This is a genomic window from Stenotrophomonas sp. GD03777 (assembly GCF_029842485.1).
GTDB lineage: Bacteria > Pseudomonadota > Gammaproteobacteria > Xanthomonadales > Xanthomonadaceae > Stenotrophomonas > Stenotrophomonas sepilia.
On the sequence record NZ_JAOCGL010000020.1, the window covers coordinates 1 to 12,712 of the forward strand.

Genomic DNA, 12,712 nt, shown 5'->3' on the forward strand with positions numbered 1-12,712 from the left:
GCCACCGGTGCCGGCGGAGCCGTCGCCACCGACCCATCGGCGTTCAGGCCCGGCGTCGCCGAGACCTCTTCGCTCTGTGCCGGCAGTTTCACCTTGACCACGAACACGTAGGGCAGCGCCTTGATGTCGGCCAGCGGACCGACCTTGCCATCCTTGTCCTTCTCCGGGTCACGCGCTTCGATGATCGACAGCTCCGGATTGGTCATCCAGCCGGAGGTCTCCAGGTTGCGCATGTAGGCCGAAACGCGGGCGTTGGACTGGGTGCGGCCTTCCAGCGTCAGCACATCCCCTTCCTGCTTCAGCGCGGTCAGCACCACGCCATCGGGAATGGTGCGTACCAGCGCGTCGAACAGGTGGACCATCTGCGAGCGCTTGGCCTGCAGTTCCTCGATCACCTTCTTGCGGGCCAGCAGGCGTTCCTTCTGCGCGTCGAGGCGATCGATCTCCTTGTTCTGTTCCTTGACCTTCTCGATCTCGGCTTCCAGGTAGGCGTTGCGGTCCATCTGGCCGCTCACCTGGCGGTCGTAATAGAACCAGATCATCAGCGACAACAGCAGGCCACCGACAGCGGCCATGCCCAGCATTGCGTAGAACTCGCGCTGGCGTTGCTTGCGCCGCTCGGCGCGCCAGGGCAATAGATTGATGCGTGCCATCAGTCGAAGCTCCTCAGCGCCAGACCGGTCGCGATCATCAGCGCGGGGGCATCCTGGGCCAACGCATGCGCGTTCACCTTCGGCCCCAGGGTCATCTGCGCCAGCGGGTTGGCGACCACGGTCGGCACACCCAGCTGTTCCTCGACCATCTCCGGCAGGCCACCGAGCACGGCGCAGCCGCCGGCCAGCACGATGTGATCGACGCGGTTGAATTCGCTGCCCGCATAGAAGAACTGCAGCAGGCGGCTGATCTGCTGGACCGTGGCTTCCTTGAACGGCTCCAGCACCTCCATCTCGTAGCTTTCCGGCAGGCCGCCCTGGCGCTTGGCCAGCCCGGCTTCCTCGTAGCTCAGGCCGTAGCGGCGCATGATCTCGTCGGTCAGCTGCTTGCCACCGAACACCTGCTCGCGGCTGTAAAGGCTACGACCGCCGCGCAGGACATTGAGGGTGGTCATGGTGGCGCCGATGTCGACCAGCGCAACCACGCCGTCGATGGACACCGGCAGCTCGCTGGCGACCAGGGCGTAGGCGTTCTCGACCGCAAAGGCCTCCACGTCCATCACCTTGGCCTGCAGGCCACCGAGCTCCAGCGCGGACTGGCGCAGCTCGACATTCTCCGAACGCGACGCGGCCAGCAGCACCTGGACCATCTCCGGGTTGTTCGGGATCGACCCGATCACCTCGAAGTCCAGGTTCACTTCCTCGATCGGATACGGAATGTAGTTGACCGCTTCCAGCTCGATCTGGGCTTCCATGTCGTTTTCGTCGAGATCGGCCGGCATCGGGATCACCTTGGTGATCACCGCCGACCCCGCGACGGCGGCAGCGGCCAACTTGGCCTTGCTGCCTGAACGGTTCATCGCCCGGCGGATGGCCTCACCGACGGCCTCCACTTCGACGATGTTCTTCTCCACCACCGCATTCGGCGGAAGAGGTTCCACAGCGTAATGTTCCACGCGGAAACGATTGCCGCTGCGGGACAGCTGCAAAAGCTTTACCGCAGTCGAACTGATGTCGACGCCTACAAGCGGCGACTGACTTTTTGGGATGAGCCCCACGGTTTCTCCCCTGCCGACGGGCACTTGGACGCAAGACCTGCGTCCGAGCATTAATAACGTATTCTTAGCAAATGGCAACGGCCCTGCTGTGAAATCCCTCACGGATTCACCATGCAGCCCCTGACTGTTCCCCTTGCGCTCCCCGGTGCCGACCCCAGCCGCCACCTTGCGTAATCTATACTCTGCGACCACGAAATTCGCAATCGGAATCTGAACCCGATGACTCGACTCCGCCGCTGGCTGCGCTGGATCTTCCTGATTGTCCTGGTCCTGGCGCTGATCGGCGCGGCCGCCGTGGGCGGTCTGTACTATGCCGTTTCCTCCAAGCTTCCCGACGTGCAGACCCTGCGCGACGTGGAAATGCAGGAGCCGATGTACGTCTACGCTGCCGACGGCAAGCTGATGGCGGTGTTCGGCGAGACCCGGCGCACCCCGGTCACCATGAAGGACGTGCCCGAGCGGCTGAAGCAGGCCTTCCTGGCCACCGAGGACGCCCGCTTCTACGAACATGGCGGCGTGGACTACATGGGCATCGGCCGTGCGGTCTGGCTGCTGGCCACCACCAACGACAAGCGCGTGCCGGGTGGCTCCACCATCACCCAGCAGGTTGCCCGCCAGTTCTTCCTCAGCTCCGAGTACAGCTACACCCGCAAGCTGGCCGAGATCCTGCTGGCGCGCAAGATCGAGTCCGAGCTGAGCAAGGACGAGATCTTCGAGCTGTACCTGAACAAGAGTTTCTTCGGCAACCGCGCCTACGGCGTGGCGGCCGCCGCCGAGTTCTACTACGGCAAGAAGCTGAACGAGCTGGACCTGGACGAGATGGCCTCGCTGGCCGGTATCCCCAAGTTCCCGTCGTCGGGCAACCCGATCTCCAACCCGGAACGTGCCCGCCAGCGCCGCGACAATTACGTGCTGCAGCGCATGGCCGACCTGAAGTTCGTCAGCCAGGCCGAAGCCGACGCGGCCAAGGCCGTGCCGATGCACGCCACCGCGCATGAGCCGCCGGTGCAGGTCGATGCACCCTACGTGGCCGAGCTGGTGCGCCAGGAAATGATCGCCCGCTTCGGCGGCGACGTGGTCAACAAGGGCTACCACGTCACCACCACGATCGACTCCACCCTGCAGACCGCCGCCAACCTGGCCGTCCGTGATGGCCTGCTGCTGTACGACCACCGCCACGGTTGGCACGGCGTGGAGAAGCAGGTGCAGCTGGGCGCCGGCGACGATACCGCCGCGCTGGCCGAGCACCTGCGCGGCATGTACGGCCAGGCCGGCCTGCTGCCGGCAATCGTCGCCAGCACCGCGGCCGATGGCAGCGCCACGGTGGTGCTGGCCAACCGCACCGAGATCGTGCTGCCGGCCGGCGCCGCCAAGTGGACCAACAAGACCCCGGGCAAGCTGGTGCAGCGCGGCGACATCGTGCGCGTACGCGCCGGTGCCAAGGACGGGGAGTGGCTGCTGGACCAGATCCCGCGCGGCCAGTCCGCGCTGGTCTCGCTGGATGCTCACAGCGGCGCGCTGAAGGCGCTGGTGGGTGGCTTCAGCTTCTCCGGCAACAAGTTCAACCGCGCCACCCAGGCCCGCCGCCAGCCGGGTTCGAGCTTCAAGCCGTTCGTCTACGCGGCCGCCTTCGACAAGGGCTACAACCCGGCCTCGATCGTGCTCGACGCCCCGGTCGTGTTCCGCGATCGCCGCGGCAAGACCTGGGCCCCGCAGAACGATGGCGGCGGCTTCCGCGGCCCGATGCGCCTGCGTGAAGCGCTGGTGCAGTCGCGCAACCTGGTCTCGGTACGCCTGCTTGATGGCATGGGCGTGGACTACGCGCGCAAGTACATCAGCGAGTTTGGCTTTGCCGAATCGGAGCTGCCGCCGAACCTGTCGATGTCGCTGGGCACTGCATCGCTGACCCCGCTGTCGGTGGCGCGTGGCTACGCGGTGTTCGCCAATGGCGGCTCGCGCGTGGATACCTGGCTGATCGACCAGGTCAATGACCGCGACGGCAACCTGGTGTTCAAGGAAAACCCGGCGCTGGCCTGCCGCGACTGCGCCGGCAGCAGCGATCAGCCGGTCAACCAGGTGGTGGATGGCTTCAACTTCGGCGCCCCGGCCCCGAAGGTGGACCCGGCCGCTGCGGCCAAGGCCGAAGCCAAGACCGAAACTGCCGCCGCTCCGGCCAACCCGGATGCCCGCACCGCTCCGCGCGCGATCGACGCCCGCACCGCCTACCAGCTGGTGTCGATGATGCGCGACGTGGTCCAGCGCGGTACCGGTGTGCAGGCCAAGGTGCTCGGCCGCGAGGACGTGGGCGGCAAGACCGGCTCCACCAACGACCATCGTGACGCCTGGTTCTCCGGCTTCGGCGGCCCGTACGTGACCACCGTGTGGGTGGGCCGCGACGACTTCCGCTCGCTGGGTTACCGCGAGTACGGTGGCAAGGCGGCGCTGCCGATCTGGATCGACTACATGCGCACCGCGCTGAAGGACACCCCGATCGCGCAGAACGAGCCGCCCAGCGGCATGGTCCAGGCCACGCTCAACGGCGCGACCGAGTGGGTGAAGGTGGAAGACATGGATCGCCTGACCGACTACGACCTGAACCTCAATACGCCGCAGGCCGACGCCGCCGCGTTCGATATCTTCTGAGGAAGGGTGCAGTGGGTGCCAACCGTGGGTTGGCACCGATGCGACTGTAGAGCCGAGCCCATGCTCGGCTCCGGGCCCCGCGTAGAGCAGCCGAGCGTGGGCTCGGCTCTGCATCCCCTCCGTGAAATACCTACGCGGATGTCACATCCGTGCGCTAGTCTGTAGCCAGGTCGCAACAGGAGTCATCGCATGCATCGCGCCCGTCAGCATGCTGCCAGCCAGACCCGCGAGCGGCGCCACCGCCTCGCCCACGAAGCCGCCCGCCTGATGGCTGAAGGCGGCATCCGCGACTACCACCAGGCCAAGTTGAAGGCCGCCAGCCGGCTCGGCATCCACGACGATGCCTCCCTGCCGCGCAACACCGAGATCGAAGACGCCTTGCGCGAGTACCAGCGGCTGTTCGCCGGGCCCCAGCACGGCAATGAACTGCAGCGCCGCCGCGAGGCTGCGATGCGCGCGCTGGAGTTCCTGCACGGCTTCGCCCCACGGCTGGCCGGCCCGGTACTGGAAGGCACCGCCGATGCCAACAGCCCGGTGCAGCTTCACCTGCACAGCGACGACCCGGAAGCCGTGCATCGCTTCCTGGACGAGCACGGCATTCCCGCCGAATCGCGGACGCGCCGGCTGCGCATGGACCGCGAACGCAGCCTGGACGTGCCGGTGTGGGTGTTCAGTGCCGAGGAGCTGACCTTTGACCTGGCCGTGCTGCCGTACGATGCGCTGCGCCAGGCGCCGCTGTCGCCGGTGGATGAGAAGCCGATGCGACGCGCGTCTGTCGCACAGCTGCGGCAGCTGCTGGCCGAAGCGGAGATCACCGCGTATATCGGCGGGTGACAGCTGCGCGGGTTCTGGTGGGTGCGGACCGTTGGTCCGCACGGTGCATCAGGCGTGCGGACACCTGGCCTAAGAGCAGCCGAGCATGGCTCGGCTCTACAGAAAGCGCGCTACCTGCTTCCTTCTTCTGGTGGGTGCGGACCGTTGGTCCGCACGATGCATCAGGCATCCGGACACCTGACCGAAGAGCAGCCGAGCATGGCTCGGCTCTACAGAAGACGCGTTGCCTGCTTCCTTCTTCTGGCAGGTGCGGACCGTTGGTCCGCACGGTGCTTCAGGCATCCGGATAGCTGACCGAAGAGCAGCCGAGCATGGCTCGGCTCTACAGGAGGTGCGTTGATCTGCCCCCCCGTCAGCGGACGCCAAGAAGCGATACTTTGATCGCACCTGGAGGTCCCTTATGTCCCGTATCACCCGTCGTAGCTATACCGATGAGTTCAAGCACCAAGCCGTGGAGTTGGCCGAGTCGCTCGGGCCTGCCGCAGCAGCCCGTCAGCTGGAGATGTCGGTCAAGACGCTGGCAAATTGGCTTGAGGCGGTCCGTGCTGGCCGGTCGTTGACCTCTGAGGCTCGCAGGCCAACCACCGACCTGGAAAGCGAGATCAGCCGCCTTCGGGCCGAGAACGCCAATCTGAAGATGGAGCGGGAAATCCTAAAAAAAGCGGCGGCGTTCTTTGCCAGAGAGTCCAAGTGAGGTACGCCTTCGTCGCCAGTCAAAGGACTCACTACCCGACCAGGTTGTTGTGTCGGGTTCTTGGGGTTTCTGTCTCTGGATTCCATGATTACCTGCGTCGGCAATGTGCCCAAGCGTGCGATGCCGATTCGGCCCTGCGTACCGAGCTTCGGGCCATTCATGTGACCAGCAAGCGCAGTTATGGGCGACGTCGGCTGGTCAGGGCCTTACGAGTCAGGAATCATCCAGTCGGCCACAAGCGCGTGGCACGGTTAATGGCCGAGGAGCGAATCCAGGGCAAGACCAAAGGCCGATTCCGACCCAAGTCCTCCGGCGGCTCATCTCAGCTCGCCCCCAACCTGCTGGATCGGCAATTTGCCCCCGGAACCGGACCGACGGCGTGGGTCGGGGATATCACGTATGTCCCCACCCGCCAGGGATGGCTGCATCTGGCCGTGGTCATCAGCGTCCAGACCCGGCAGGTGCTGGGCTACAGCGTTTCCAAGCGTCTGACTGAAGAGCTGGTGGTGAAAGCATTTGCCAATGCCTGGGCTCTGCATCCACAACGACCCGGCCTGATCTTCCATTCAGATCGTGGTGGGCAGTACTGGGGGAACGAGTTTCGCCAGCTGCTGCAGTCCCATGACGTGGTCCAAAGCATGAGCCGGCCTGGCAATTGCTGGGACAACGCGGTGGCCGAGAGCTTCTTTGCGACGCTCAAGACAGAAGAGGCTGCCGAGCCTTACGCCAGTAGGGAACAAGCCAGCCAGTGCATCGCTGCTTACATCCACGGCTTCTACAATCCAGCCCGGCTACACTCGGCGCTGGGCTACCACTCGCCTAACAACTACGCCCGGCAGCTCCGGGCTGCCGCCTGAAACGGCTTCATGGCGTCCGTTTTCAGGGGGCCAGATCACGTTGCCCTACCAGACATCATGGTGTTGCTCCTCCGTCTCATCGCCAAGCAGGCGCATCAGCCAGGGGGCTCCCGCCCGCTGCGGGTACGCCATCATCATCCGCGCGTGCATGTTCTGCAGATCGCCCAACAACCAGGTCTGGTTGTAGACATCGCCGAACGGATCGGACCACGCCGTCTGTATCCGCGCGCGCTCACCGCCGTTGAGGTTGGGCATCCTGTCCAGCGGCACCTCCAGCACCGGCTCCAGCGCCCGGTTGATGGCCGCGTTCTCCGCCTCCGCCGCACGCATGAGTTCCAGCCGATGGCTCACCTGCCAGCACGGGAAAGGGAAGCAGCTTCCCGTGGCATCGATGTACGTCGCGATGTCGGCCAGCATGTGAGCCTTCAGCTGCCACACCACCGCACTGTCCAGCAGCTGCCGCACCCGCAGTGTGCGCAGCGTGCCGGCACGGACATCCTCCGGCGTGGTGAACGGCTCGCCCGGGGTTGGGCCGCCATGCCGCACCAGCACGATGCGGTGGATCGCCTCCTGGGTGATGTTCTCCACGCGCAGTGCGGCCGCCTCCGGATGCACGCGCGGCGGCGGCACGCGCGATACCCGCCAGGTGTACCAGACCGCCAAGCCCATGCCCGCCACGCACAGCAGGGCGAACAGCAGCCAGCGGTCCAGATTGCGGGTGTAGTAGTAAAAACGTGCCCGCCAAAGGTAGAACGTGCGGTAGCTGATGAACCGGCTTACCCATCGATACATTGCCATCTCCTCGGCAAGGACCCCGGCGCGGCGGGGCGGATTACGCGCGTCACGCCGGGGCTCCATCGCTTACCAGCCGATGCCCACGCCGACGCCCATGCTGCGTTCACCGCTGTTGGTGAACGCCCCATTGAGGCTGAAGGTGGCCGAGCCCTTCTCGTTGAGCACGCGCTGGTAGCCCACGGCCATCGCGGACTCACCCTCGCTGTAGCCCACGCCCGCACCGAGGCGGTTGTAGGTGGCCAGGCCCGCAGTGTTCATCGCCATCGCGGTCTGTGCGCTGCTCATCGCCGCCATGCGGTTGAAACGCTTGTCCATCTTGTCCAGGCGACGTTCGAAATTGCTGATCGCGCCATCGGTGTACTCGTTGGCGCGGGCCAGCATCTTCTCCAATTCAGCGGTATCGACCTGCGGCTTGGGCGTGTCGTCCTGCTTCGACTTCGGCTGCGGCGCGGGCTTCTCACCCTCGCCGACCGACGCCACCTGCTGGCCGCCTTCGGCCTGCGGCACCGGTGCTTCCGGCTCCGGCGCCGAAGCGACGGCCATTGCCCGCGGCTGCGGCGCATCGATGCGCTCTTCCAGGCCATCGATACGGCCGTTGAGCTGCTGCTGCATCGAATGCAGCTGGCCACCATTGACCGCATCGCGGCTGCCGGCGGCGACCAGGCCATTGGCCACGTTGGAGATGACCATGCCGTGGGTTCCGGCCAGGGTGAGCTGGTTGAGACCGTCGGCGCGGACCGAGGGGGTGTCCTGGAACACGCTGCGCAGCTGGGACTCGACGTGGTTTACGCGCGAGGTGGTGCTGACCACTGCGCCGTCGAGCGCTTCCAATGCACCATTGAGCGTGGGCTGGGACTGGCCCTGCACGGTGAAGCTGGGGCCGACGATGTTGCCGTTGGCATCGACTTCGCCGCCGAGCGCGGACAGCGCGCCGCGCAGCTGGCCGACGGTGGCGGCGTTGTGGTTGGCGGTGCCGTTGGCGATGTTTATGAGGCGGCGATAAGTAGTTGCACTTCCAAATGAAACCACTCCGGCCTCATTCGCCTGAGAGCCTTCGCCTATTGCCAGCGAACCATTCGCTCCTTTACCCACTTTTGCTCCAGCACCGATAGCAATGCCTCCTCGTGCACCACCTCCGGCAATGCCTACCTCCGCTCCAGTACCTAGCGCAAATCCGCTATCGGAATCCTCATGCACGACCGAAGCGCGACCAAGGGCTATGGAATTTCTGCCCAGTGCCTTCGCATGGGTTCCCACTGCAGTTCCTCCATCGTTGCCGGTCTTAGCGAAGTTCCCAATTGCAAGACCAACCGGTCCAGCCTGAGCAGGACCATAGCCTGGAGCGGCACCCACACTGACGTACTGGCTGATGCCTTCCATGGCCGAAACACGGCTGTTGGTCTCATAGAGCTGGCTGCCCCGCACAACATCCGAGCTGTCAGCCGACAGCTTAGCCTCGGCCACTCCAGTCAAACGCGCACCGCCAAAATCGATCGGGCCGCTCGTATCCAATCCACGCATGGCCCGCTCGCCCATCTCCCTCTCCTTGCGCATCGCCTCCAGATCATTTCGATTCTGCGAGATCTTCTGCTCCGCGGCGTACAGCTGATTGCCGGTTACGGCATCACGGCTTCCTGGCGCCACCCGACCGTCAGCCAGATTGGTCAACACCATGCCGTTCGCGCCACTCAGCGCGATCTGGCTCCTGCCATCGCCACGGGCCGAGGGTGAATCCTGGAAGATCGAGTTGAGCTGGCCTTCCACCATGTCCGCACGGCGGCCTGCGGTGGTGACAGCTCCATCGAGCGCCATCAGCGCGTCCTGCACGGTGTTCTGCGTACCACCCTGCACCGAATAGGTCGGGGCAATGATGTTGCCGTTGGCGTCCATCCCTGCGCTGCCACCGAGGGTGGCAAGGGAGTCCTTCAGCTGAGAGACGGTCGTGGCGTTGTGATCAGCGGTGCCGCGGGCAAGATTTGTAATTCGACGTTTGAGACTGTCATTGCCAACAGAAACAGTGTCGCTCTCAGCCACAACGGAACCAGCGCCGAGAGCAACGCCCCCATCTGCACCAGCCTCAACTTCCGAACCGGCGCCAATCGCAATTCCGTCAGTTGCAGCCACATAGGCGCCCGCGCCAAGTGCAAATCCGGCAACCGCTCCGGCTTCCACGCTGGCCGCGCGCCCAAGGGCAACGGAGTTCCTGGCGAGTGCGCCAGCGAATGCACCCAAGGCGACCCCTCCTTCGGAATCGACTGATGCCACAGCACCGTTGCCTATCGCCACCCCGAACTCACCGGCGCGTGCTGAGGCCGCACCAGCTTCATTGCCTGCCCCAAAGAGACGGCTCTTCTCCTCGAGCACTGCTATCTTCAGATTGGAAGAGAACAACTGCCCGCCGTTCACCGCATCACTGCTGCCCGCACCAACGTCTGCGTCGGCAATTCCAGTGATCTTACGATTAGTGCCCAAGCTGTTACGCACATCCAACACCGTTCCGCTGTTCTTCTCACCCAGACGGACATTGCCGTTGGCGGCGATCTGGCTGACCAGTCCTTCCAGAGCGGTGGTGCTGACCAGCGCCTTGGCAGCATCTGCCTTCGCAACCGTTGCATCCGCCTGCGCGGCCGTAGCCGCTTTCTCCACGGCAGCGACCTGCACGTTGGTGGCATTGAGCTGCTTGCCGTTCACAGCCTCGTTGCTGCTGTCATCCAAGTCGCCATCCGCCACACCGGCAACCTTTCGGCTGGCGTTGGCGCTGTTGCGCACGTCCAGTACGGTGCCGCTGTTCTTCCCGCCCAGGCGGACATTGCGGGTGGCGCCTGTCTGGGAGACCAGGCCGGCGAGCGCGGTCGTCTCGGTCAGCGCCTTGGCGGCGTCGGCCTTGGCCGCGTTGGCCGCCGTCTGCGCGCTCGTGGCCGTGCTCTGGGCAGCGGATAGGGCCTGGTTGGTCGCGAACAGCTGATTGCCGGTGATCGCGTCGGTGCTGCCATTGCTGACCACGCCATCGGCAATGTACTGGATCTTGCGCTTGAGCGTAGCGCTGCCCACCGAAACGGAGTTGACCGACGCCGTGACAGCGCCGGCACCCAGTGCCACCGCATTGTCATGGCGGGCGTTGGCCCGATCACCCAGTGCCACGGCACTGGTATTGGCCGATACCGCAAGATTGCCCAGCGCGGTGGCGAACTGCGCCTTGGCCTCGCTGCCACGCCCCAGCGCCGTGGACTGCTTTGCCGTGGCTTTGCTCAGGTACCCGATTGCAGTGGCATGTTCGGCGGCCGCATTGGCGTCACCGCCTACGGCAATGGAGAAGTTTCCGCTGGCAATGGCCCGGAATCCGGTCGCGACCGCGCCGTTCGCGCTGCGCGTGTTTGCACCGATGGAAACGCCGGCATTCTGGCCGGTCACTCGATTGCCCTCCGCATCGACGCCGGCCAGCGCATCGAATCCGAGTGCGACACTGCGGCCGTTGTAGGCCTTGGCATTGTTGCCGATGGCGGTGCTGATGCCGTAGCTGCCCGATTCTGCGACCGCGCCCTTGCCCAGTGCCAGGGTAGTGGCATCGATGCGATTGGTGGCGGACTGCGCAAGCGTCCGAACCGCTGTCAGATCATTCTTCATGGTGCCGACGTTTGCTTCGACCGCACCCAGCTTGCTGTTGGTCGCGTACAACTGTTTGCCCGTGACGGCGTCGGTACTGGCAGCGGTGATCCGCCCATCGGCTACGTTGACGATCCGCCGCTTCTCCTTGTCGCTGCCGACGGAGACGGTGTTCACTTCACTGGCAAGGGAATTTGCACCGATCGCCACTGAATTCTCGCTCTGCGAGAGCGATCCGCTACCGATGGCGATCGAGTTCTGCCGTGTGGCCGAGGCTTTGTTTCCGAACGCGGTAGAGCCGATGCCCTTGCCATAGGCGTTGGCACCGACCACCGTACTGTGCCCCAGCTGGGCACTGGCGTTGTAGCCCACGGCAACGCTGTCTACGCCGTTGATGTTGGCCTTGTGGCCCAATGCCGCGTTGTAGTTGCCAATGATCTGGGCCTTGGGACCAAAGGTAGCGTTCCAGGAGCCGTCGTTGTACGAACCTCCCCCCATGATCAGATAGTCCTTGGAGGTGGAGATCTTTGCATTGGCAGAGGTTTTTCCATCCTCACTTTGTCCTGACATGGGCACGCAATAGACGTCCGCCTTGTCCCAATCGAAGGGCGAACATCCCCAGTACATGCTGCCCGCGTTCGCGGAAATGGAGCCGGCCGCAGACATCGATAGTGGAATGACTAGTAGCCGGAGTCTTCTCGGCGATGAGGAACACTGCCTTGCGACAGCCAGCTCGCTCGCTACCACCCAGCACTGGCGTGCAGCATTCCAGATACGTCGATAGATTCGATTCATGGTCTTTCTCCTTAGCAGTTTACGGAAAAGACATCCCGCGCCATGCGCGGGACGCAGGGAGGGGGTCAACTGGACTGGATGGCCACGTCCTGGACGTGCTCGCGATAGCCGTCCTGGCTGAGCCGGTAGCGCAGGCGCAGCGAATTGCCCGGCTGCGGCTGGAACGGCAGGGTGAAATCGGCATCCGGATACAGGCTGTGCGAGAGGTCGTGCGGCGTGCAGACGCCGGCCGCCGTGCATTCGGCCGCATGCACAATGCCCACGCGTAGCGTGCCGCTGTTGTGCAGCGTGTTGCCGCGCACACTCAGGCTGACCACACCGTCGGTGGGCACCACGTTCACCAGCGCGCCCCACACCAGGCTGACGCCGACGTCGGCGTGCGCAGCGTCTTCGCTGCTTTCCAGTTCAGTGCCTTCCGGACCGCGCACGCCTTCGAAGTACACGCGGTATGCGGTTTCCTTCTGCACCGGCTGCAGGGGGATCAGCCGGATCAGGCGATTGCCACCGCCTGACAGCGCGAACTTGCCCGGCGTAATGGCAATGGCCGAATCGGCGACCTCGATATCCTGCTCCTGTTCGCGGGGCGTTGCCGGGTTGTCGATGCGGCGCAGGCTGGCCTGTACATACTGCGGGCGGGTGGACTGCGAGTAGACGCGGATCTGCGCACCGCGCTTGGCATCCATCGCGGTTCGCATGGGATGGATGGACAGGTTGGCGTGTGCTGATGGCGCAAGCAGCGCACTCAACGGCAGCATCCAGACGATCAGTTTGTTCATGGCA

The 12,712-nt window shown here is 64.6% G+C and carries 9 protein-coding genes; 4 read left to right on the forward strand and 5 right to left on the reverse strand.

Translation table 11 applies throughout. The features are described from left to right. A partial coding sequence (locus N5E02_RS06945; RefSeq protein ID WP_279946115.1) for a PilN domain-containing protein occupies positions 1–653 on the reverse strand: 653 nt, incomplete at its 3' end. Continuing rightward, positions 653–1,711: a pilus assembly protein PilM gene (locus N5E02_RS06950; RefSeq protein WP_014038321.1), complete on the reverse strand. Its 1,059-nt coding sequence runs from the start codon at positions 1,709–1,711 to the stop codon at positions 653–655. The genes N5E02_RS06950 and N5E02_RS06945, both read right to left, overlap by 1 nt. A gap of 219 nt (positions 1,712–1,930) precedes the next feature. Between N5E02_RS06950 and N5E02_RS06955 the strand changes: the two genes are divergently transcribed. The 4 genes from N5E02_RS06955 (at position 1,931) to N5E02_RS06970 (ending at position 6,739) form a co-directional block, all read left to right on the forward strand. Beyond that, entirely contained in the window at positions 1,931–4,354 is a 2,424-nt protein-coding gene (locus N5E02_RS06955; RefSeq protein ID WP_111128205.1) for a penicillin-binding protein 1A, read from the forward strand. Between the two features lie 189 nt (positions 4,355–4,543). After that, on the forward strand, positions 4,544–5,188 hold the full coding sequence (locus N5E02_RS06960) for a hypothetical protein (protein ID WP_049411389.1): 645 nt from the start codon (positions 4,544–4,546) through the stop codon (positions 5,186–5,188). A gap of 400 nt (positions 5,189–5,588) precedes the next feature. Further along, positions 5,589–5,882, forward strand: coding sequence for a transposase (locus N5E02_RS06965; protein WP_065179068.1), 294 nt, complete (start codon positions 5,589–5,591; stop codon positions 5,880–5,882). Further along, a complete protein-coding gene (locus N5E02_RS06970; protein WP_065179067.1) occupies positions 5,879–6,739 on the forward strand; it encodes an IS3 family transposase in 861 nt (286 codons plus the stop codon). The genes N5E02_RS06965 and N5E02_RS06970 overlap by 4 nt, the downstream gene beginning before the upstream one ends. A 45-nt stretch (positions 6,740–6,784) precedes the next feature. On the opposite strand, the gene N5E02_RS06975 is transcribed toward N5E02_RS06970, so the two are convergent. The 3 genes from N5E02_RS06975 to N5E02_RS06985 all read right to left on the reverse strand — a co-directional run bounded on the left by N5E02_RS06975 (position 6,785) and on the right by N5E02_RS06985 (position 12,708). Next, positions 6,785–7,531 (reverse strand): hypothetical protein, encoded by a 747-nt coding sequence (locus tag N5E02_RS06975; RefSeq protein WP_279946116.1) that lies wholly within the window; start codon positions 7,529–7,531, stop codon positions 6,785–6,787. 69 nt (positions 7,532–7,600) lie between these two features. Next, positions 7,601–11,932 carry an ESPR-type extended signal peptide-containing protein gene (locus N5E02_RS06980; protein ID WP_279946117.1) on the reverse strand — a complete coding sequence of 1,444 codons (4,332 nt, stop codon included), beginning with the start codon at positions 11,930–11,932 and terminating at the stop codon, positions 7,601–7,603. A 65-nt stretch (positions 11,933–11,997) separates the two neighbouring features. Next, entirely contained in the window at positions 11,998–12,708 is a 711-nt protein-coding gene (locus tag N5E02_RS06985; protein ID WP_111128210.1) for a pilus assembly protein, read from the reverse strand. Between the last annotated feature and the right edge of the window lie 4 nt (positions 12,709–12,712).